Source organism: Pseudosporangium ferrugineum, assembly GCF_003002065.1.
In the GTDB taxonomy this organism is placed as follows: Bacteria; Actinomycetota; Actinomycetes; order Mycobacteriales; family Micromonosporaceae; genus Actinoplanes; species Actinoplanes ferrugineus_A.
Genome location: NZ_PVZG01000027.1, coordinates 17,077 through 40,697, shown reverse-complemented (window position 1 = coordinate 40,697; position 23,621 = coordinate 17,077). Strand labels below are relative to the sequence as shown.

The 23,621-nt window shown below is 71.7% G+C and carries 8 protein-coding genes; 4 read left to right on the top strand and 4 right to left on the bottom strand.

The features are described 5' to 3' along the window. Positions 1-4: 4 nt before the first annotated feature. Genes CLV70_RS34645 through CLV70_RS34630 form a run of 4 tightly spaced genes read right to left on the bottom strand, consistent with a single transcriptional unit; the run spans position 5 to position 11,775 of the window. The gene (locus CLV70_RS34645; protein ID WP_106130848.1) at positions 5-6,595 is read right to left on the bottom strand and encodes a non-ribosomal peptide synthetase; all 6,591 of its coding nucleotides are present in this window, start codon (positions 6,593-6,595) and stop codon (positions 5-7) included. Further along, positions 6,592-7,605, bottom strand: coding sequence for a TauD/TfdA family dioxygenase (locus CLV70_RS34640; RefSeq protein ID WP_106130847.1), 1,014 nt, complete (start codon positions 7,603-7,605; stop codon positions 6,592-6,594). Before CLV70_RS34640 ends, CLV70_RS34645 begins: the two co-directional genes overlap by 4 nt. After that, positions 7,602-8,633, bottom strand: coding sequence for a TauD/TfdA family dioxygenase (locus tag CLV70_RS34635; RefSeq protein ID WP_106130846.1), 1,032 nt, complete (start codon positions 8,631-8,633; stop codon positions 7,602-7,604). The genes CLV70_RS34640 and CLV70_RS34635 overlap by 4 nt, the downstream gene beginning before the upstream one ends. Then, positions 8,626-11,775: an amino acid adenylation domain-containing protein gene (locus tag CLV70_RS34630; RefSeq protein WP_245908679.1), complete on the bottom strand. Its 3,150-nt coding sequence runs from the start codon at positions 11,773-11,775 to the stop codon at positions 8,626-8,628. The genes CLV70_RS34635 and CLV70_RS34630 overlap by 8 nt, the downstream gene beginning before the upstream one ends. Before the next feature lie 439 nt (positions 11,776-12,214). On the opposite strand from CLV70_RS34630, the gene CLV70_RS34625 reads away from it, so the two are divergent. From CLV70_RS34625 to sbnB, 4 genes are read left to right on the top strand one after another with little or no spacing between them, the layout of a single operon-like run. Next, complete coding sequence (locus CLV70_RS34625) at positions 12,215-15,352, top strand: non-ribosomal peptide synthetase (protein ID WP_106130844.1); 3,138 nt, start codon at positions 12,215-12,217, stop codon at positions 15,350-15,352. 1 nt (position 15,353) lies between these two features. Further along, complete coding sequence (locus CLV70_RS34620; protein WP_106130843.1) at positions 15,354-21,638, top strand: non-ribosomal peptide synthetase; 6,285 nt, start codon at positions 15,354-15,356, stop codon at positions 21,636-21,638. A 4-nt stretch (positions 21,639-21,642) separates the two neighbouring features. Beyond that, the gene (locus CLV70_RS34615; protein ID WP_106130842.1) at positions 21,643-22,629 is read left to right on the top strand and encodes a pyridoxal-phosphate dependent enzyme; all 987 of its coding nucleotides are present in this window, start codon (positions 21,643-21,645) and stop codon (positions 22,627-22,629) included. Continuing rightward, positions 22,622-23,611, top strand: a complete 990-nt coding sequence (gene sbnB / locus CLV70_RS34610; RefSeq protein WP_106130841.1) for a 2,3-diaminopropionate biosynthesis protein SbnB — start codon at positions 22,622-22,624, stop codon at positions 23,609-23,611. Before CLV70_RS34615 ends, sbnB begins: the two co-directional genes overlap by 8 nt. Positions 23,612-23,621 lie beyond the last annotated feature (10 nt).

Sequence of the window (23,621 nt, the reverse complement as noted above, 5' to 3'; positions counted from 1 at the left end):
GCGGTCACGCGTCGGCCAGGGCCAGCAGCTCGCGCATGTTGCGCGCGACCACACCACGGGTGCCGGGGTATCGGTCGAGGTCGGTCATGCCTTCCATGCACGCGCGCCAGGACAGCGCGCGCATCAGGAAGCCGGTCGGCTTGGCCAGGTCGACGGCTGCCGTCAGATTGCGCACCGCGTCGTCGCCGCCCCACCCGGTGAGGTACGCCCCGATCAGCCGGGTCTCGATCTCGGCTCGATCGGCCCGCCCTTCCAGGGCGTAGTCCCGGCGCACCGTGGTCAGCGAGCTGAGCGGGTTGCCGTACACGCTCTCCGCCCAGTCGAACAGAACGAAACCGCCGTCGGTGACCGCGATGCAGTCCCGCCAGAAGTCGGTGTTCTGGACCACGTCCGGCAGGCCGAACTCGGCCAGCTGGGCACACCGGTCGGCGAACCACGGCACACAGGCAACCAGCCGGCGCCGTTCGTCCGGCGTCAGCGCGCTCGGGTCGTCGGGGCTGAGCACACGGTCGTCCTCGGCCAGGCGGGCCAGCAGCTCCGGCAGGACGCCGAGCCGGCGGTCGGGCACCCCCAGCGCGAGCACGTCGGCGCCGGTGTCCACTAGGTCGCGCTGCATACCGGCGTAAGCCGAGACCACCTCGGAGTAGAGGTCCAGCTCGGTCATCTCACTACCGATCTCGCGGTAGGCGCCGATGTCCTCGGTGGCCAGGAAGCCCCGGGCGGCATCGATGGCGAGCACCCTCGGCACCCTGCCCGGGAACGTGCGGTGCAGCAGGTCGACCAGCGCCGGTTCGTGCCGGAACGGGACCGGGGCGGCCTTGAACCAGATCGTCCCGCCGTCGGTCGCCATGCGCGCGGTGTACGAGTACGGCGAGACGATGAACTGCTCGACCGGCCCGGTCGGCCGCCGGCCCGCGCCGGCCGCGACCTGGTGGAGCCACTCGGCCATCTCGGAGCGCCACTGCGGCTTCCCCCACTGCCCGGTGCGCAATTCGGGGCCGCCGGGCTGCCGGCTCGCCGACCAGTCGTCCAGTGCACGCCGGTGCGCCGGGACGGCCAGCGGCAGCGCGCCGAGGTCGGCTGCCGGGATCCACCGGGCGCCGGCCGGGTCCGGAGCCGGTCCGTCACCGGCCGGTGCGGCCAGATAGCCGTACGGCGTCGCCCAGTCACCCAGCTCCCACGCTCGCGCCTCGACGACCACCGGCAGTCCGTGACGCTCCCGCAGATCACTGACCACGCAACCGGCCTCGTGCCGGGCATGCGGTGGCAGCGTCCAGCCCGCTTCGGTCTCCACCATCAGGACCCGGTCGCCGTCGGCCGTGACCGAGTAGCTCTCCGGCTCGGACGTGAGCCGCTCCTCGATGAGCGCGGAGAGCCGGGCCGGCCGGGAGTCGCGGACGACCTCGGCAAGGCTGATCGGCACCCCGAGCCGCTGACGCAGGCGGGTGGTGAGACGCAAGGCGAGCAGCGAATCGCCGCCGTCGTCGAAGAAGGACACGTCGCCCCGGGGTTCCCGGCCGAGCACCTCGGCCCACACCCGTGCCAGGATCGGGTCGATCGCCGACGCTGTTGCGTGCTCGACGTCCGGCTCCGGCCCGGCCGGCGCGGGGAGGGCCGTCACCGCCGTTTCGGGCAACCTGGTCTCCGGCTCGGCGGCGAACCGGGCCAGCGTCTCGTGATACCGCTCGGCGAAGCCGGCCGCACGGTCGGGTGGCCAGATCTCCGCGTCGAACTGCAGCGTCAGGTTGAGCCCCGGCTCGGTGTCGATCGCCACGTCCACGGCCAGAGCAAAGGCCACGTCGACGGTCCCCTCGCGGGTCGCGACCACGCGCGTACCGTCCTCGGTGCTCGTCCGCACCGACGAGAAGTCGGTGAAGTTGAAGAACACGTCGAACAGCCGCCCGCCGCCGGTGGCTGCCTCTATGTCGACCAGCGGCACCAGGTGGCGCCCCATCAGATCGCGCTCCGAGCGCCACGCCTCGGCGGCCAGCTCGGCCGGTGTCACCCCGGCGGCCGGCAGCCGTACCGGAAGGGTGGTGATGAACAGCCCGAGCGCGAGGTCCGCGCCCTGCTCGCCGGGACGCTGCCCGACGACCAGACCGGTGACCACCTCGGGCGACCCGCCCTCGGCGCCGAGCGCACGAGCATGCGCGGCCAGCAGGACCGCCTTGAGCGGCACCTCGTGCCGCGCCGCGAACGCCCGCAGGTCGGCGGTGAGCCCGGGGTCGATGCGGCGGCTGAGTTGTGCGGTCATGTGCGGCGGCCGTCTGCCGGCCGGCGCCGTGCCGCTCACCCCGGCCAGCACCTCCCGCCAGGCCTGCACCGCATCCGGCTTCTGCCGGGCCTGGCGCTCCAGTTCGACGAGCCGCCGGGGCGACAGGGCCGGCCCGGCGACCGGCGGCGTCGCCCCGGTCCGGGCGGCGGCGTAACGCTTCAGTAGTTCGGCCAGCATCAGGTGGAGGCTCCAGCCGTCCATGGCGGCGTGGTGGTGGGCCACGATCAGCTCGAACTCGTCGCCGGACAGGCGCACCGCGCGGAACCGCAGCGGAATGTCGGCGGTGGCATCGAACGGACGGCCGCGCTCCTCGTCGAAGGTCGCGGCAGCGCGTTGCTCGCGCTGCTCCGGGGCCAGGTCGCTGATGTCCTCGACGGTGGTCTGCACGGCGACCGACTCCCGGACGAGCTGCATCGGTTCGGAGAACGTCGCGAGGTCGAAGACCGTACGGACGGCGGGGTGAGCAGCGGCCAGACCGTCCACTGCCACCCGCAACGCGGCCGCGTCGAACGGCGCCGCGACCCGATGCCCGGTCACCACGTGATAGCTGTGGTGCTCCGGGATCAGCGTCGAGTGGTAGACCATGCCCTGCTGGAGCGCCGTCATCGGGTAGGCGTCGACCACACCGGCCGGAACCAGCTTTCGATCCTTGCTGTTCAGCAGGGCGAAGGCGGCCTCGGCGACCGGCTGTGCCTGCTGCTCGTGCACACTTTCCCGTACCAGCTCGCGTACGGTCTGGTAGCGGAAGATGTCGCGCAGCGGGAAGGCCAGGCCACGCTGGACGGCCGCCGCCCGCGCGCGGATGGCCCGGATGGAGTCGGCGCCGGCCTGGAACACGTTGTCGTCGACGCCCAGCCGCGGGACACCGAGCGCCTCCTGCCAGATCTCGATCAGGAGCTGCTCGGCCGGATTGGTGGGCGGGGCGTAGTCGGTGGCCGACTCGGTCTCCGGGTCCGGCAGGGCGGCGCGGTCGAGTTTGCCGTTGCGGGTCAGCGGCAGCCGGTCGATGGTCTCGATCGAGTCCGGCACGAGGTAGGCGGGCAGTTGCTCGGCCAGCCAGTCGCGCAGTTCCGGACCACGAACGGCGGCCGCCGGAGCCGGAGCCGGGGCGGTGGCCGAGCGATAGGCCGGGCGGAACGCGTGCAGATTGAAGCGGTCCGTGCCCACCAGGAGCTCATCCTGTTCGAGCAGGACGGTGAACCCGTGCTTCTCGAGCATCTCGGCGATCTGCCGTCCGCGGCCCGCGGTGGGACCGTCGGGGTCCTCGTGGACCTCCATGGCGATCTGCTGGACCAGGGGCCAGTGCCGCTCGTCGAGGCCGAGCAGCACGTCCAGCTCGGCCCGCTGCACATCGATCTTCAGCAGGTCGATGCGGTCGACGCCCTCCTCGTCGATGACCTGGGACAGCCGGCGCAGCCGGCACCGCTGCTCGATCGGGTCGAAACGCTCGGCCAGGAGGTCGTCCAGGTTGGACAGCAATTCGTCGTCCCCCATACGGCCGGACTGGTCCCGGGCGTTGGTCAGATAACGCCGGACCACCCGCTTCTCGGCCTGAGGATCGGCGTACGCGTGCTCGCCCGACATCATCGAGTAGCCGGGGTAGTAGGCGAACGTGGTGTCTCGCTCGATGTCCGAGAGGCCGTGCGCGAATATTCGCACGTTGCCCTCGAGCGGGGCCACATTGACCCGCAGCGCGTCGAACACCGGGGCGACCGGCTCGAAGGCGTAGATCCGGGCGTCGGCGACCAGGCTGGTCACGAACAGCGAGAACATGCCGATGTTGGCGCCGACGTCGAAAACCACGGCGCCGGCCGGCAACGTGACGCCGCCGCGCAGGTACGTCTCCTGGGTGAAGATCTCGTCGTAGAGGTATCGGGTCTCGTGCGGGTTGATCCCGGCCAGCCGGTCCGGGTCGACTGCGCGCGCCCGCGGCACCGCGTATGCGACGAGCCGGCGGCTACCACCCTCGCCGTGGGTGGTGACCGCGGCGGTCCGCACCGACGGATGCTTGCGCAGCGCCGCGACGATCTCGGCCGGCTCGATCCGCGTACCGCGGATCTTGATCTGGTCGTCGGTGCGGCCGAGATAGTCGAGCCGGCCGTCGGGCCGGAGCCGGACCCGGTCGCCGGTCCGGTAGGCACGAACCGGAGTGCCGCCGGGATCCGCCAGGGTGACGAACCGGGCGGCGGTCGCCGCCTCGTCGCCGAAGTAGCCGTCGGCGAGCTGGCCACCGGTGATCAGCAGCTCGCCCGGCGCGCCCACCGGCAGCGGCCGGCCGGCCGCGTCGGCCACCATGAAACCGACACCGGGCAGCGGGCGTCCGATCGTCGGCGAGGTGCCGGCCCGGACGGTCGCGAACGTGCTGTCCACGGTGCATTCCGTCGGGCCGTACAGGTTGATCGCGCGAACGTCGTCCAGCCCGGCAAGCTCGGCCCAGAGCGCCTCGTCGATGGCCTCGCCGCCGATCAGCAGGAGCCCGGGCAGGGTGTCGCCCGGCTGGTGCGCCTCGAGCAGAAGGCGAAGGTGCGACGGCGTGCAGTCGAGCACATCGATCCGGTGCTCGGCCAGGAATCGCAGCATGCCGGGCGGGTCCTCGCGGACGCCGGCCGGCACCGGGCACAGGGTGTGCCCACTGGCGAGCTGGATCAGCTGCTTGACGGACGCGTCGAAGGTCGCAGGCGCGTTGACGCTCACCCGCAGCGGACCGTCCGTCGCGGCATAGACCGTGGTCGCCAGCGCATGATGCAGCCGGGCGACTGCCCCGGAACTCACCAGCACCGGTCGCGGGACCCCGGTGGAGCCCGACGTGAAAATGATGTACGCCGGGTCGGTGGGCGCCCGATCGACAAGGTGACGGGGGCGAGACGGCTCGCTCACCCGCTTGACGGGGAAGGACTCGTCCCCGATGACAGCGACCGCACCGGCCTGCGTGACCAGCGCGGCGATGCGGGCGGCGGACTGATCCGGGTCGACCGGAACGTAGACCGCGCCCGCTCGCATGACGGCGAGGAAAGCCACGACCGTGCGCCAGCCGCGGTCGACCAGCACGGCCACCCGGTCGCCGGCCGCGACGCCGCGCGTGGCGAGTTCGCCTGCCAGGTCGGACGCGCTCGCGTCGAGTTCGCCGAAGGTCAGCGACGTCTCGCCGTCGATCACCGCCGGACGGGCCGGGTCGCTGCCCCGGACGCCTCGCTCGAGTAGTTCCTGAATGGTTGTCGACGAGGGCGGCGTCAGGGTCGGGCCGTGGCCGAGCTCGGCCAGCGCCGCGGCCTCGGCGGCGCCGAGAGCGGGCGGGCCGGGCTCGTCGTCGAGCAACGCGACGAGCGTGCCGACCACGGAGTCACACAACCAGGGGGCATACGTACCGGCGTCGGCCTGAACACGCAGCGTCATCGTGTCGACGCCGGTCACGCACTCCAGGTGCGGGGCGCCCAGGCTTGCCGGACCATCGACCTCGATCTCGTCGTCGCCGGTGACCGAACCGGCGAACGTCGCGATGAGATCGGTGGGCTCGGCCACCGGGGACACAGCCTCGATACCGGCCGGCTCGGTCAGCGTGACCGCCTCGTAGCGGCCGAGCGAGCCGAGGACCGCGCGCGTTCCCTCGAGGCTCCGCCCGTCGTGATAGCGACCGACCATGAGGGTGGCATCGGTGTCGGCCGCGTAGCGGGAGAGCACCCGGATCCACGCCGCCAGCACCAGGTCGTCTGCCGTCGTCTTGTCATCGGCGGCCCGCTGCTGGAGGCGGTCCACCAGGACAGGGTCGAGGACAGCCTCGGCGCTCCCGGCGGGGCCGTCCGGCGGCAGCACAACCGGCGCCCGCGTGCCCGGGGCGGCCGCCGCGGCCGCCGCGGCCGCCGGAAGCTGCTCCAGCTCCCATTCCGAGATGTCGATGAACTGGAGACGGTCCTCGTCGTTGTCCGGCCGGTCGGCGCCGAGCCGAGCGCGCAGCTCGGCCCCGAGAAGCCGCAGGCTCTCCGGGTCGAGCGCGAGCGGAGAGGCGAGAACGGTCAACCGGCCCGGGGTGAAGACCGCGGTGACCGGGTGCCGCAGCCAATCCGCGTCGGCCGCCGGCTCGGCCGTGCCCACCGGCGGCCGGTGCTCGTCGGGCACCTGCTGAAAGGGCTCGTGCCGGCCGACGGTGAAGCGCAGGCGCAGGGCTTCATGCCGGTCGCTCAGCTCGTCGAGAACCCGACGCACATCGGCGAGCGTGGTCGCCGACGGCAACCGGTATCGGGCGCGGTGCCCGGGGCCGGCGGCCCGGCCGGAGGCGAGCCACTGCCGCTGACCCGGCGAGAGCCGGAAATTGTCTGCCGTCATCGCGAGAACCCTGAATTCACGTAGAGATCCGACATGGCTACCAGCACCCGGCGGTCGCCCTCGAAGGGCTCCCGGCCGTGCGTGGCGAGGAAGTTGTCGACCAGCAGGACATCGCCCGCCCGCCAGTCGAAGCGGACCGAGTGGTCGCGGTACAGGTCGCCGATCATGCGCACCACCTCGTCCTCGATGACCGCACCGTCGCCGTAGTAGGCGTTGCGGGGCACCCCGGCCAGGCCGTACTCGCCGACCAGCGCGGCTGCCACATCGGACGGCAAGTTGGTCAGATGGAACAGGTGCGAGTGGTTGAACCAGACCGTCTCGCCGGTCTCCGGGTGCACCGCGGTCGCCTGGCGAACCGCGGTGGTGCGCAGCCCGTCACGGCCGATCCACGCGAACTCGGTGTGGGACTCCCGGCAGTACGCCTCGACTTCGGCCCGGTCGGTCGTCTGGAACACCTGCTGCCAGGGCAGGTCGAGCTCGGGACTGTAGTTGCGGACGTAGCGCACGCCGTGCCGGACGAAGCGCTCGCGGATCTCGGCCGGGATGAGCGGCAGCACGGTGCGTTCGCTGGCCAGCGGCGTCGCGCCGAGCCTGGTGGCCGCGACGTCGCAGTAGAAGTAGAGCAGCGTCGGCCAGTTGTGGGCGTACGACATCTCGTGGTGCAGCGGGATCCACTGGTCGGCGGCCATCTCGGTGGAGGTGAACACGCCCGGCGCGACCTCCTGCCGGGGCGCCGCCCGCTCCAGGTAGTCCAGCAGCACCGGGCTGACCGCCCGTGCCGACGATCCGAAGCCGGCCGGTCCGTCGACCGCGAAGCCGCGGAACAGCACGGCGCCGTAGCGATGAAGGTCGGCCCGGATGGCGGCGTGGTTGTCGGCGATCCAGCTCCGCAGCTGACGTGCCGGGGAGGTGGACTCGACGACGAGCGCGAAGTCCTCGGCGAGGGTGGAACGGCGGACCTGACTTGTGACGCGGGTCGTCCGGCGCATCGGGCCGGTGCTCGTCGTCATGCGTTGCCCACGACGAAGCGGTAGGAATCGCTCATCGCGGCGAGGATGCGCCGCGGTCCGGTGAACGGGTCACGGGCGTGCGCGGTCAGCATGTTCTCCACCACGAGGACATCGCCGGTCTGCCAGTCGAACGAGCGGGTCTCGGCTCGGTACGCCTCGTGCAGTTCGGCCAGCGTCGACCGGTCGATCGGCGATCCGTCGCCGTAGGAGGTGTGGTACGGAATCCCGTCCTCGCCGAGCGAGTCCCACAGGTCCTGCCCGACGCCGGACGGCATCGAGAAGATGTTGAAGAAGTGCGCGTGGTTGAACCAGGTCGACTCACCGGTGATCGGGTGACGATGCACCGCCGGCCGCACCTGAGCGGTGCGCAGCCCACCGTCTGCCGTCCACTCGTAGGTGATCCCCTCGCGGGCACAGTGCTCCTCGACGACCCGGCGGTCGTCCGTCTGAAAGGCCTCGGACCAGGACAGGCTGATTCCGTCGACGTAGTTGCGGGTGTACCGCACCCCCGTGGCGGCGAAGCGGTCCACCGTCTCCCGGCTCAGCCGGGCCAGCACCTTGCGGCTGTCCACCAGGGGAGTGCGGCCGCCGGTGGTCGGCGGTGTGTCGCAGAAGAACGAGATCCGCATGGGCCAGTTCAAGGTGTACGACTGTTCGTTGTGCGGCAGGATGCTCTCCGCGGCCGGGTGCTCGGTCGAGGTGTAGACCTGGCCGCCGATCACCTCGGTGCGCGGGGACGAACGCTCGCCGTAGCTGAGCACCTCGTCGGAGAAGGCTGCGATCGCTTCGTGGAAGGTAGCCGCGTCGGGCACCGCGAAGCCCCGGAACAGCACTGCACCGGACGACCGGACCAGTTCGTCGGTCGTCGCGCGGTTCGCGGCCAGCCACTCGGCCAGCGACAGCAGCGGCTGACGGCAGCTCACCAGGGCCGGGAGCGGGCCGTCCAGCCATTGCTCGCTGACGGTGACAGCCGCTCGCTGCCGTTCACGCCGGGCCACCGGTTTCAGATCCGAGGCGGTGTCAACCATTCCTTCTCCTCCGTGCTATTGGTTGCCGCGTTGCGGCGGCGGCCTGGACCGCGGCAATGGTCTGTTCCGGATCGTGGGCGGTGGACCGCAGCACCGTCTCGAAACGTCGATGCAGGTGCGCGATGCCCTCCCGGCGGAACCGGCGGGCCGGGGCGGTCCAGACCGCCTCGATGGCGTCGCCGTCCGCCTCCAGCCACAGGGTCAGGTCGAGCCGGGCCTTCGCGGCCGGCACCTCACGGCCGCGCAGCCGGACCCCGCCTTGGGCATAGACGGGACGCGCGTCGGCCTGGACGCCGAACGCCACCTGGTACAGCGGATTTCGGCCGGGCACGCGGACCGGCCGTACCCGCTCGACCAACTGCTCGAAGGACACGTCCTGGTGGCGGGTGGCGAACAGTGCGCTGTCGCGCACGCGGGCGACCAGCTTCGAACAGGGGTCGGCCCGGTCGAACCGCACCCGGACCGGAACCATGTTGACGAAGCAGCCGACGTGCGGCTCGTCAGCGACGTCGGTGCGCCCGGAGAAGGCGGACCCGATCAGCAGATCGTCCCGGCCGCACCAGCCGCCGAGCGCGACGCCGAAGGCGGCGAGGCCCACCATGTACAAGGTCGCACCCTGGGCCTGGCCGGCCGCCCGGACCGCCGTCGCCAGCTCGGGATCGAGTGTCCGGCGGTACTGAACGGCGTCGTTGCCCTCCGCCTCGCCGTCCGTCCGGTCCGCCGGCAGGTCGAGGACGGCCGGGGCATCGCGTACCGACGAGGCCAGCCGTTCGGCTGCTGTGATCGCCGCCTCGGTGCGCGCGCGGGCCGTCCAGCGCCGGGCGCTCGCTGCGATCCCGCCGGGTAGTTCGCCACCGTCCTCGCCGGACAGCAGCTGGCCGAGGTCGTTCACCAGGATCGCGAGCGACCAGCCGTCGAAGATGATGTGATGCAGGGTCAGCACGAGAGCGACCGGCACGTCATCTTTGGCCAGGATGCCGGCTCGCCACGGGCCGGGCCGGGCCAGCGGAATGGAGCGGGCCGAGTCGGCGGCAGCGAGCCGGGCGGCGCGCTCGGCGAAGTCGTCGGCGGGGCCGATCTGCTCGACCCGGGGCCGACGGGCCGGGGCCGGGGCGACCAGCTGGGCCGGTTCGCCGGTGGGGCCGGCGACAAAGGCCGTTCGTAGCGCGGTGTGCCGACGGGCCAGCCGGTCGAGCGCATCGGTCAGTTCCGCCACTGTACCGACGCCGTCGACCTCGACCACCACATTGATCAGGTATGCGGTGTCCTGCGGATCCATCTCCTGCAGGACCCAGAGCCGCCGTTGGGCGCCGCTGAGCGGGGCAATGTGGTCGTCGTCCGCCGGGTCGTCCTCAGCGGCCGCGGGCGGGGCCGACCGGATCGAAGCCGTGGCCGCGGCCAGGGTCGGATGCTCCAGCAGCAGCGTGTACGGCACGGACCGGCCGATTGCCGCGCCGACCCGCGCCGCGAACCGTAGCGCGGTGAGCGAGTCGCCGCCGTCGGCGAAGAAGTCGGAGTCGGGCGCGGGCACGGTGCAGAGCAACTCCCGCCAGACGCGCCCGACCGCAGCCTCCACCGGATCGCCACCTTCCGCGGGTGCCTCAGCGACGTAGCGCGGTGGGGGCAGAGCAGCCCGGTCGATCTTTCCGCTCGGTGTCACCGGCAGGCGGTCACACCAGACGAGCAGGGTCGGCACCATCGCGGAAGGAAGGAACGTACGCAGGTGGGCGAGCACGGCGGCATCGTCGGTCGCGCCGGGCCGGTCGGCGACGAGATAGCCCGCAAGCCGAAGATCGCCGGACGGGCCGGTCACCACCGTCGCGCAGGCCGTCCGCACCCCAGGTACGCGATGCAGCGCGGCGCTGACCTCTCCCAGCTCGATCCGGAAGCCCCGCACCTTCACCTGGTCGTCGGAGCGTCCGATGTATTCGAGGACGCCATCCGCCCGGCGCCGCACGCGGTCGCCGGTGCGGTACATGCGAGCTCCGGGGGTGCCGACGAACGGGTCGGGCAGGAAAGCGGCGGCAGTGTCGCTCGGCCGGCCCAGATAGCCGAGCGCCAGTCCGTCGCCGGACAGATACAGCTCCCCGGGTTCGCCGTCGGTGGTCGCCCGCAGGTCGTGGTTGAGCACATAGCCACGGGTGCCCGGCAGCGGGTGGCCGATCGGCGGTTCGCCCGGCGCCCCGGGCACCAAGTCGGCCCAGGTGCTGTAGGTGGTGTCCTCCGACGGGCCGTAGAGGTTGCAGACCCGGGTAACTTCCGGCAGCCGCCACAGCGCCTCGGCCAGCGTCGCCGGGAACCGCTCGCCGGCGAGGCAGACCGTCCGCACCGATCGCGGCAGCGCGCCGCTGTCGATCACCTCTCGTACGGCCGAGGGAACCGAATTCACCAGCCGCGCGCCCGCGGTCTCGTCCAGCGAGACGAGGTCGAGCACGTTGTCGACCAGAACGAGCCGTCCGCCGCCGGCGAACGTCCCGAAGATCTCAAAGATCGAAAGGTCGAAGCAGATCGAGGTGGACGCGAGGACCCCGTCCATGTCCGCGGCGAATGTGCCGGCGGCCCAGTCGGCGAGGGCGCGGGCCGATCCGTGCCCGATCAGGACGCCCTTCGGCCGTCCGGTCGACCCCGAGGTGTAGATGACGTAAGCCGGTTCCGCGTCGGTGGTGTCTCTCGCTGGAGGCGGCTGCGTGACGGTGGTGGTCAGGACTTCACCGCCGGTAGCGGAGCGTAATCGAGGCTGGCCAGGCTCGTCGTCCTCGAAAACCACTCGCGCTCCCGAATCGGCCAGCATGTAGGCGGTCCGGTCCGGCGGATAGGCGGGATCCAGAGGCACGTAGAAACAGCCGGCTCGGAGTATCCCGTGGAGCACTCCGATGAGCGTCGGGGATCTGGCCATGCACACGCCCACGGCGGATCGCGGCGGCAGTCCCATTTTTGAAACGGCCGCTCGGGTGTCCTCGGCAATGGCATCTATCTCGGCATAGCTGTAAGTCGAACCACGCCAATGCACTGCGGGGCGGCCAGGATCCTGTGCCGCCCAAATGGCGAGGTTTTCGTGTATCAGCCGACCGCCCGGGTCTTGTCGAGATTTGACAAGAATGCAGGTCGGCGTATTTGTCCAAGGCAGCGCAGCGCCCACCATCGGCATCACTTCTCCCCGTTGAATTTCACTCTCGCTCAGCGAGACCCAGGCACCATACCTCGGCCTCCGCCTTTTTGCTACCCGGCATCGGCGCCTCCGCTGCATGGTCGCTGACCTGGCTGTATTGATGACTGTCTAGCTATATGCAGGACTAGATAACTGCACGGCGATGGGCGAACGAAGACCTAGGTCAATGCCTAGTCGCACCGCCTCGTAGCAGGAGAATCGGCTCGGCGAGCCCGCCCCGCGTCCCTAGTCGGACCCGCTGTCGGCGGCGCGGCAGCCGGGAGCGCGGGGTTGCGAACCCCGCGCTCATCACCTAGGGTTGACGCCGGAATGCTCCAAATGGCACATCACCAGAGAGTCCGTTGATCGCGAACCGGTGTCAATTTCCGGAAGCGATTTGGATTGACGATCAGGCGTGCGTTATTGCGTTCTGATGTTGGTATACACGGGGAGATATCGGAATGAGAAGTGCCGCCGGATGAGCGTTGCCTCGTCCATAGGAGCTCTCTTCGTCGGCCAGGTGACTCGATCGCCAGAGGCTCTTGCAGTAACTGACGGTGGAGATGCTCGGCTTACCTACCGTGAGCTTTACCATCGGGCCTGTGATGTGGCCAATGAACTGACACGTCAGGGTGTTTGCCCCGGGCATCTGGTCGGCACGGTGATCGACCGGTCGATTGACGCGGTCGCGGCGATAGTCGGTGTGACCCTCGCCGGCGCGGTGTACGTGCCGCTGAGCCCTCGGGAACCGGCGGCGCGACTGCGCCGGATCCACGCACTGGCCGGTTTTCGGCACATGCTGGTCGGGTCGGCCGCGGCCCGCGATCAGGTCGCGGAAGCACTGTCCGGCCGCTGCCCGGTCACCGACGTCACCGGCATCCCGGCCGGATCCCCGCCGGTCGAGCCGGCCACGGGCTCCGCCTCCCGGCTCGCCTACGTCATGTTCACCTCGGGTACCACCGGCACGCCCAAGGGCGTGATGGTTGAGCACCGCGGGGTCGTCCGGCTGGTCACCGGCACCGACTATGCGCCGTTCGGTCCCGACCAGCGGATCCTGCACGGTGCCGCGCTGGAGTTCGACGCCGCCACCTTCGAACTGTGGGGTGCGCTGCTCAACGGTGGCAGCCTGCACGTGATCTCCGACGAGGCGCTCGTCGTCCCCTCCGCGCTCGGTGCACTCCTCCGCGCCCGGCAGGTCACCATGGCGTGGTTGACCGCACCGTTGTTCCATCAGATCGTCGACGAGGCGCCGGCCGAGCTGGCCACCCTCAACACCTTGATCACCGGCGGCGACGTGGTGTCCGCGGCGCACGTCCGGCGGCTGCGGGCGATCAATCCGGAACTGAGGCTGCTCAACGGGTACGGTCCCACCGAGAACACAACCTTTTCCACTGTGTATCCGGTGCCGGCCGAGGTGCCCGACCCCCTGCCGATCGGCCGGCCGATCCGCGGCACGACGGCCCTGGTCGTCGATGACGGCGGGGCCCCCGCGCCGGACGGCACCGAGGGCGAGCTGTGGGTCGGTGGCTCCGGCCTGGCCCGCGGCTATCTCGGCGACCCGGTCCTGACCGCGGAGCGGTTCGTGGTCCGCGACGGCGCCCGCTGGTATCGCACCGGCGACCGCGTGTGCCGGCGGGCCGACGGCGTGCTGCTCTTCCACGGCCGCACCGACGACCAGGTCAAGATCTCCGGACGCCTCGTGCAGCCGCGCGGGGTGGACGCGGTGCTGCTCCGGCTGCCCGGTGTGCGATCGGCGTGGACCCGGCTGTTCGACACCCCGGGGACGGGCCCGCGACTGGTGTCGTACGTGGTCGGTCCGGTCGAGCCGCAGGCCGTCCTGGCCCAGCTGCGTGCCCAGCTGCCGCCCTATCTGTGCCCGCAGCGCGTGGTGGTGCTGCCCCGCCTTCCGCTCGGGCCGACCGGCAAGGTCGACTGGCGTGCGCTGCCCGATCCCGGCCGTGGCGACACGGGGACCGCTCCGGCCGACCGGCCGGGCCGCGTTCCCGACAGCGACCCGAGCACCACGTTGAGTGCCCTCGCCGGCTTGTGGGCCGAGATCCTCCGGGTGCCGGCGTCCGACATCGGTCCGGCGTCCTCGTTCCTGGGACTCGGTGGGGATTCTCTGGCCTTCGGCCGTCTGGCCGGCCGCATCGCCCACCGCCTCGGCGTCGAGGTGCCGCTCGGCGCACTGATGGGCGCCCGCGACCTGGCCGAGATGACCAGCCAGATCGACCGGGCGGGCGTCGCCACCCGGCCGGGGCCCGCGCCCGCGCCGCCCACGGCCGGACTGCACCCGGCGCAGCGCGCCCTCTACACGCGGTGGCTGACCGATCCGGATTCCCTGGCGTACAACATCCCGTTCCGGATCGACCTGCGTGGACCGGTGGACCCGGACCGGGTGCGCGACGCGTTGTCAGCGGTGGTTGCGCGGCACGATGTGTTCGATGGCCACTTCGAACTGTCCCCCGAGGGGCCACGCCGGGCGGTCGGCGAATCGGCGCCGCCGGCGTTCGAATATCTTCCCCGGCCGGCGGCCGGGGACGACCCGCCGTTCTTCCGGCCGTTCGCGCCCGGCGACTCCCCGCTGGTGCGGGCCCGGCTCGTCCGGCTCGGCCCGGAGCGGCACGAGCTCCACATCGATGTTCACCACGTCGTGTTCGACGGGATCTCGCTGCGGCTGTTCGTCGAGGACTTCCTCGGCGAATACGCCGGGACGACCCGGCCGGCGCCCGCGCCGACCTACCGGGAGGCCACCGCCTGGCATACCCAGCGACTGGCCGCAGACCCGCACGGCGACGCCGCCTTCTGGACCGGCGTGTTCCGGGACCCGCCACCACGTCTCGCCCTGCCCTACGACCGGCCGTTGCCGGCTCGGCGCGACGACCGCGGCGGGGTGGTACGGCGGACCCGGCCGGTCGAACGATCGGCCGCCGTCGACGCCCTCGCCCGCCGCCGGGGAACCACGCCGTTCACCGTGCTGTTCGCCGCGTACGTGACGTTGCTGGCCCGCATCGCGAAGGCCACCGACATCGCGGTCGGCGTGCCGATGCACGGCCGGGTCGATCCCGCCTTCGAGCGCACCGTCGGCATGTTCGTCAACACCGTGTGCCTGCGGGTGGACGTGCCGGTCGGCGCCACCGTGGCCGAGCTGCTGGCCGAGGTCGACCGCCGGCGCCGCGCCGCGCTGGACCACCAGGCGTACCCGTTCGACGTGTTGGTCGACCGGCTGGGCCGGCACCGGGATCCGGCGCGTACGCCGCTCTTCGACGTGTTCTTCGCGCTGCACGCGATCCCGATGTATGAATTTCGGTCCGGCGCGCTGACCGCCTCGGTCGACCTGCTGCCGACCGGGCACGCGCGTTTCGACCTCAACCTGCAGGTTCATCCGATGCCCGACGCGCTGATCGTCGACCTCGAGTACGCGTCGGCCGTCTTCGACCGGGACCACGCGAGCCGCCTGCTCGACGAGTATCTGGCCGTGCTGGACGAGATCGTCGACGACCCGGACGTCGTGGTCCACCGCCGCCTGCCGGTGTCCGATCTTCCGGCATTCGATTTCGAGGACTGTTGAGATGACGATCGATGCGGCCGGCGGAGTGTCGGCGCTCTCCCGCGACCGGCTGCCCGACGGCGGTCCGGCTCGGTTCGCACACCTCGAGCATGTCCACGACGATGGGGTCTGCGCTGCGCTGACCACGCTCACCCGGTCCGATCGCGCCCTCGCGCGGTTGGTCGCGCTGGCCGCCGCGGCTGTGACCGCGGCCCGGGCCACCGGAGCCGGCACCGTGTCCGTGCTCGCCGCCGGCCCGCGTCCGGGTGACCCGGTGATGGCGATCAGCGTGCCCGTGCCGGCCGGTGACACCTTCGCGGTCCGGCTCGTCGCGCTCAGGACGGCGATGCTCGAGGCCGCTCCCGGTCCGGCGACCGCCGACTTCGCGGTGTCGGTCGACGGCGAGATGACGTCCGACGCGGCCGCGAACGCCGGTGCGGTGGCGTTGTTCGAGGTGGGGACCGGCGATACCGCCCGTGTCCGCCTCACCTACCGCTGCGATCTGCTGACCGAGGACACCGGCCGCCGCCTGCTCGACGGTTTCGCCGCCGCGAGCGCGGCCGCCGCGCTCGACGTCCAGACGACGATCGGCGCGGTGCTGGCGGCCACCCCGGAGGAACTGATGGTCGTCGCCGCGGCCAACGACACCGCGACGTCGTTCCCCGGCGATGCCGTGCTGCACGGGTATCTGCGCGCGGCGGCCGAGCGCAGTCCCGGCTCGCCTGCCGTCCTCGACGACGGTCTGACCTACGGCGAACTCGACCGGCGGGCCGACCAGCTGGCCCACCGGCTGGTCGGATGCGGCGTGGGCCGGGGCGACGTCGTCGGCGTCAGCGTGCCCCGATCGGCCGGCTTCATCGTGGCGGTCCATGCCGTGCTGCGGGCCGGCGCCGCCTACCTCCCGCTGGACCCGGCAGCGCCGGTCGCGCGCCGGGAGACGATGCTGCGTCAGGCCTCGGCGCGAGCGGTGGTGACCGGTGCGACCGGCACCGGACCGGCGCCGGCGGGCGTCGTCGAGGTTCCGCTCGACGACGAGTCGATCTGGACCGGGCCGGCCACCGCCCCGGCGGTGACGGTCGGACCGGACGACCTGTGTTACGTCATTTTCACGTCCGGCTCCACCGGACGCCCCAAGGGCGTCGGCGTGAGCCACCGGGCCGTGGTCAACCGCCTGAACTGGATGCAGCGGATGTTCCCGCTGACCGGCGACGACGTCATTTTGCACAAGACCTCGACGAGTTTCGACGTGTCGGTGTGGGAGCTGTTCTGGTGGTCGATCGCCGGAGCGGCGGTGGTGACGCTGCCCGAGGGCGACGAGCGCGACCCCGCCCGGATCGCTGCCCGGATCGCTGCGGACCGGGTGACCGTGACCCACTTCGTGCCGTCGATGCTGGGCGCCTTCACCGGTTATCTCGAATCGGCCGGCGGAGGCGACTCGCTCGGCTCGCTGCGGTGGGTCTTCGCCAGCGGCGAATCGCTGACCGCGCGTCAGGTGGCGGGCTTCCGCGACACGGTCGCAGCCGGCGGCGACGCCCGGCTCGTCAACCTGTACGGCCCGACCGAGGCCGCCATCGACGTGACGGTGCAGGACACCACCGATCTGCGGCTGGACCGGCCGATCCCGATCGGGCGGCCGATCGACAACATTCAGCTGTACGTGCTCGACCCGACCGGCGCACCGGCTCCGCTCGGCGCTCCGGGTGAGTTGCACATCGGGGGAGTTGGCCTGGCCCGCGGCTATCTGGGTGACCCGGCCCTCACGGCCGCCGCGTTCGTACCCCATCCGTTCGGTGCCGGCGAACGGCTCTATCGCACCGGCGACCTCGCCCGGTGGACCGGCGACGGCACGCTGGAGTTCCTGGGCCGGATCGACCACCAGGTCAAACTGCGCGGATACCGGATCGAGCTCGGCGAGATCGAGCACGTCGCGGCCCAGGTGCCGGGTGTAGGCCAGGCGGCCGCCGTCGTGCTCGGCGAGTCGGACGCCGCCCGGCTCTGCCTCTATCTGGCGGCCGAGGCGTCGGTGGTCGGCGCGGTCCGAGCCAAGCTGCTGGCCACGCTTCCGGCGTACATGGTGCCGGCGTCCATCGTGGCCGTGCCGGCCATCCCGACCGGCCGCAACGGCAAGCGCGACCCGTCCGCCCTGCCCCGCCCGGCCGCGGAAGCGGTCTGGGAGGCGCCGCGTGACGACCGGGAACGGCTGCTGGCCGAGATCTGGCAGGCCGCCCTCGGAGTGGAGAAGGTTAGTATCCGGGACAACTTCTTCACCCTGGGCGGCGACTCGATCCGGTTCATCTCGGTGCTCGCCGCGCTGCGGTCGGCCGGGCTGGACCTCAGCTTCCAGCAGCTGTTCGCCCATCCGACGATCGCCGAGCTGGCCGGGCTTCTGCAGGTGAGCGCGGCGGCCGAACCGGTGGCCGTGCCGTACCGGCTCGTTTCCGACGCCGACCGCGCCCAGCTTCCGCCGGGCGTCGAGGACGCCTACCCGTTGAGCGTGTTGCAGGCAGGAATTCTGTACGAGTGCGCGGCCGGCGACGACGATCTCTACCACGACGTCGCCACGTTCCGGGTCGCCGGAGAGCTCGACCCCGATCGGTTCACCGCCGCGGTCGACGCGCTGGTGGCGCGGCATCCGATGCTTCGGACGTCGCTGCACCCGAGCGGATACAGCCAGCCGTTGCAGCTGGTGCACCGGGCCATCGCCCGTCCCCTGACCATCGTCGACCTGCGCGACGCCCGGGCGGACGTCGCCGACCGTTCGGTGGCCGGTCTGGCGGCGGCCGAGCTGGCTCGTCCGATCGTGCTGGAGCGGCCGGGCCCGTTGCGGATCATCGTGCACCGGTGCGACGGCGAGTACTTCGTCCATCTGAGCTACCACGCCGCCGCCCTGGACGGCTGGAGCGTGAGCACACTCGTCCGGGATCTGTTCGCCGCGTACGCCGGAGCTGGTACGCAGGCGCCCGGCGGTCCCGGCTACGACCGCTTCATCGAGCTGGAACAGGCGGACGAGCGCGACCCGTCCCACCGCGACTTCTGGTCGGGCCTCCTTGCCGGTGGCGCACCCAGCCAGTTGCCGCGCCTGGTGGCCGACCCGGAAGCGCCGTCCCTGGTGATGCACCAGGCCGTTGTGCCGGGCGCGTTGTCCGACGCGGTCGTGCGGCTGGCCGGGGACCTGCGCGTACCGGTGAAGTCGGTGCTGCTCGCCGCGCATGCGGCCGTGTTGTCGTTCGTCACCGGCGAGGACGACGTGCTCACCGGCTACGAGCACAGTGGCCGCGTCGAGGAGCACGGCGGCGAGTCGGTCGCCGGGCTGTTCCTCAACACCGTGCCGTTCCGGGTGACGGCCGACGGCGCCTGGCGCGACCTCGTCCAGGCGGTGTACGCGGCCGAGTCGCGCCTGCTGCCCTATCGCCGATACCCGATGGCGCGCATGCTCCGTGACCAGAACCGGCGCGAGCCGCTGTTCGAGACGGTCTTCAACTTCACCCACTTCCACGTCCTGCGCGAACTGCGCGACACGTGGGGCATCGAGCCGCGCCGCACGGCGATCTTCAGCCGCACCGGCTATCCGTTCCGAGCCGAGTTCTGGCAGGACGCCGTCGCCGACGACGTGGGCTTCGCGCTCCACTACGACGGCCAGCAGTTCACCGCCGGTCAGATCGAGCGGTACGCCGGCTATTACCTCCGCGCGCTCGAACTGATGACAGCGGCGCCGGAAGCCGGCATCCGGTCCATGACGCTGGTGAGTGCGGCCGAGCAGCGCTTTCTGGCCGGCGCCCGAAGCGGTCCTCGCGTGCCGCTCGGCGACGAGACGGCGGTCGACCTGATCGCCCGGTGGATCCGGGAGCGGCCGGGGGAGGTGGCCGTCTCCTGCGGCCCGGCGTCGCTCACCTACGCGCAGCTCGATCGGCGGGTCGATCAGGTCCAGGCGCTGCTCGCCGGCGCCGGGGTGAGCGCCGGCGATGTGGTGGCGGTCCCCATGCGCCGCGGCCTCGACTGGGCCGTCTCGGTGCTGGCGGTGCTGCGTCGTGGCGCGGTCTATCTGCCGATGGATCCCGACGACCCGATCGAGCGGCTGCGCGGCATGCTGGACCGGGCCGGTGGCCGGCACGTGCTGACCACCGCCGGGCTGGGACAGGCCCTGACCGGATTGGGCGCTCAGTGCCTGTTCGTCGAGGACGCTCCAGTCGATGTCCGGGTGGCGGCCCGCCCGGTACGCCCGGACGACATCGCGTACATCATCTTCACCTCGGGCTCGACCGGCCGTCCGAAGGGCGCCGTGGTGAACCACCGCGGCATGCTCAACCATCTCCGGTCCAAGGTCGAGGACCTTGGGCTCACCGGCCGCGACCGGATCGCCCAGCTCGCCCCGGCCTGCTTCGACATCTCGGTCTGGCAGCTGCTGGCCGCGTGGCTGGTCGGCGGCCGTACGGTGATCTACCCGGACGACGCGGTCCGTGACCTGGGCGCCTTCGCCGATGGGCTGTCCGCCGACGCCGTGACCGTGGCCGAGACAGTGCCCTCCTATTTGGACGCGCTGCTCGAGGCGGCCGCGCCCGCGGGCTGGCCCGACCTGCGCTACATGGTGGTCACCGGCGAGGCGCTGCCGGTGCAGCTGGTGTCGGACTGGTTCTCCCGCTACGAGATCCCGCTGGTCAACGCGTACGGTCCGACCGAGGCCTCGGACGACGTGACCCACCACGTGGTGCACGGACCGGTCCGGGGTGACCGGGTGCCGGTCGGCCGGCCGATCCGCAACACCGCCATCCACGTGGTCGGGCCCGACGGCCGGCCCATGCCGACCGGCTCGTTCGGCGAGGTGTGCGTCACCGGGGCCGGCGTCGGGTACGGCTACATCAACGACCCGGCCCGCACCGCCGCGGTGTTCGGACCCAACCCGTACGACGACCTGTCGCCGGTGCTCTACCGCACCGGTGACATCGGCCGCTACCTGCCCGACGGCACGATCGACGTGGCCGGGCGCGACGACCACCAGGTGAAGATCCGCGGCTATCGCATCGAGCTGACCGAGGTGGAGTCGGTGCTCGCCGCCCAGCCGGGCGTGGCCAACCCGGTCGTCATCGTGGCCCGCAAAGGTGACCAGCCGCGCCTCGTCGCCTTCCATACCGGACCGGCGGGCGACGACGACCCCGGGGTCATGGCCGGTCTTGCCGCCCGGCTGCCGCACTACATGGTGCCGGACCGGCTGGTCGCCCTGCCCGCGTTACCCCTGACCGCCAACGGCAAGATCGATCGGGCGACGCTGACGCTCCGGGCTCCGGCGCCGGCGCGGGTGGCACACGAACCGGCCGCCACGGCGTACGAGGCCGAAGTGATCGCGCTGTTCGCCGAGGTGCTCGGGCTGCCGGCCGACCAGGTCGGCGCGACCGACAGCTTCTTCGACCTCGGCGGTCATTCGCTCGCCGCGATGCGGGTGGCGGCCCGGCTCGGGGGTCTCGGGCACGTCGCCGAGTTGATCCGCCATCCGGACGCACGGTCGTTGTGCCGCCGGCTGGCCCGACCGCACGAGAGCGCGCTGCTGGCCGAGGTGCCCGGCGTGTCCGGTGACAGTGGCACCGGCCGTCACGCGCTGGTCTACGTGCCGTTCGCGGCGGGTGGTGTGGTCACCGCCGTGCTGCTTGCCCGGGCGGCCCGGGCCCGACCCGACCCGGTGCCCACCTACGCGGTCGATCTCCCGGCCCGTGCCGCGGGCGACGAGCAGACCCACCCGGGAGTTGCCGCCCTGGCCGACCGCCTGGCGGCCGAGTTGTGCGCCACCGCCGCGGACCGGATCACCATCGTCGGTCACTCGGCCGGCACGGCCCTGGCCCTGGCCACCGCGCTGGCCCTGCAACGGCTCGGCCGCCCGGTCCGGCACCTGATGCTGGTCGGCAAGGTCCTCGGCGAGGCGGACCGGACCGGCGCGGTCGACGACATGGTCGGGCTGGGCGACACCGATGCGGTCGGCTGGCTGGTTCGCAACACCGGTTTCGCCTGGGCCGAACACCTCTCCGCCGCGGACCGGCGGGATCTGGCGACAGCCCTGCGAGCCGACGTGGTGTCGGCCCGGGCCTATCTAGCCACGGTGCTCCGCGACCCGGCGGCTCACCGGCTGACCGCTCCGACCACCGTGGTGCTCGCTTCGGACGACCCGGTCACCGCAGGTCGGGAAGCGGCCGCCGCCGATTGGGCCGAACTGGCTGCGGACCTGCGCACCGCGGTGCTCGAGGACGGCGGCCATTACCTCCAGTCCACCCGTCCGGAAGCGCTCGTCGAGCTGGCGCTCGCGCAATTCGAGGGGAAGTGACGCGATGCTGGTCGGATCGCTACTCCAAGGCGCCCTTGCCCGGCACTATGCCGAACTGCCCGGTTTCCTGCCGCACGCGAACACCTTCGTCAAGCTCGAGGGTCTCACCGTCACCGGCTCCATCAAGCACCGCACCGCACTGTCGATGCTGGACGCGCTGGAGAGCGCGGGCCGGATCAGACCCGGGTCCGAGCTCATCGAGTCGACCTCGGGCAACCTCGGCGTCGCGCTGGCCTCGATCTGCGCCGCCCGCGGATACCGGATCACTCTGGTCACCGACCCGAACGCCAACGCGCAGAGCGTGCGCTACATGCGTGCACTCGGTGCCGAGATCGTCATCGTCGGCACCCGCGGCGGGTACGACGGCTACCTGCACAGCCGGATCGCCTACATCGAGCGGCGCCTGGCTGAGTCGCCCACGCTCGTCTGGCCCAACCAGTACGCGAGCAGGGCCAACATCGACGCCCACCGGCTCGGTACCGGCGCCGAGATCGTCGCCGAGTTCGGCCGGCCGGACTGGTTGTTCGTCTCGGTCGGCACCTCGGGGACGCTGATGGGGCTGGTCGCCCACATGCGGGAGATCGGCGCGGCCACCAAGGTGATCGGCGTCGACGTGGTCGGCTCGATCGTCTTCGGCGGCGCCGCCGGCCCCCGCTGGTTGCCCGGCGCCGGCGCGAGCCGCCGGCCGGAGATCTTCACCGACGACGGCTCGTTCGGCAAGATCACCGTGCCGGAGGCGGAGGCCGTCCGCATGTGCCGGCGGGTGGCTCGACGGCACGGCCTGCTGCTCGGCGGGTCCACCGGGCTCGTCCTGGCCGCGGCCAGCGCCCTCTCGTCGTCGATCCCGCCCGGCAGCACGGTGCTGGCGGTCTCGCCGGACATGGGCGAACGCTATCTGGAGACGGTCTATGACGACGGCTGGGTGAGCCGGAACTTCGGCCCGGACCTGCTAGCCAACGAAGCCCTGGAAGGACTTCCCACCCATGACTGACTTAATGGCGATACCGCGGGCGGTCGTCGACGCGGCATTGCAGAACAACGAGAAGGCAGTGCTGACCCGCGTCGAGCAGGCCTACCGCGCCCATGCGGCCGGCCGGACCGTGAATCCCGACAGCCACTTCCTGCGGTTCCCGGCCAAGCCGGACTCGCGGATCATTGCGCTCCCGGCGTTCATCGACGGCGACGAGCCGGTCGCCGGCATCAAGTGGATCTCCAGCTTCCCGGCCAATCACCGGCGCGGGCTCGATCGCGCCTCCGCCGTCCTGATCCTCAACGACTACGAAACCGGATATCCCGTCGCCGTCCTCGAATCGGCCGCGATCAGCGCCGCCCGCACGGCGGCCTCAGCCGCCCTCGCCTGCGAGCGCCTGGGCGGGGCAGCGGCCGACACCGTCGGGGTCGTCGGCTGCGGAGTGATCGCGCGCGCCACGTTGCGTTTCCTGGCCGAGGTCGGCGTACCGATGAACGGCGTGACGGCGTTCGACCTGGACCGGTCCGCAGCCACCGGGCTCGCCGCGGCGATCGAGGGGCCGAGGGCCCGCACGAGCGTGGCCGCCTCGATCGACGAGGCCCTCGCGGCGGACGTCGTGGTGCTCACGACCACCGCCGGCACGCCGCACATCGGCCCGGACCAGGCCCTGCGGCCCGGGCAGATCATCCTCCACCTGTCGCTGCGCGACCTCGCCCCGGAACTGCTGCTCCTGGCCAACAACGTCGTCGACGACATCGATCACTGCCTCAAGGCGAACACCTCGCCGCACCTGGCCGAGCAGCTGACCGGCAACCGCGACTTCGTCAACGGCGACATGGCCGCCCTGCTGGACGGCTCGGTGACCCTCGACCCCGAGCGGCCCACGGTCTTCTCCCCGTTCGGCATGGGGATCCTCGACCTCGCCGTCGGCGCCTTCGTCCTCGAGGACGCCCGGCGGCGCGGCCACGCCACCGTTCTGCCGAACTTCTTCGCCGGCGCCTGAAAACCCCGTT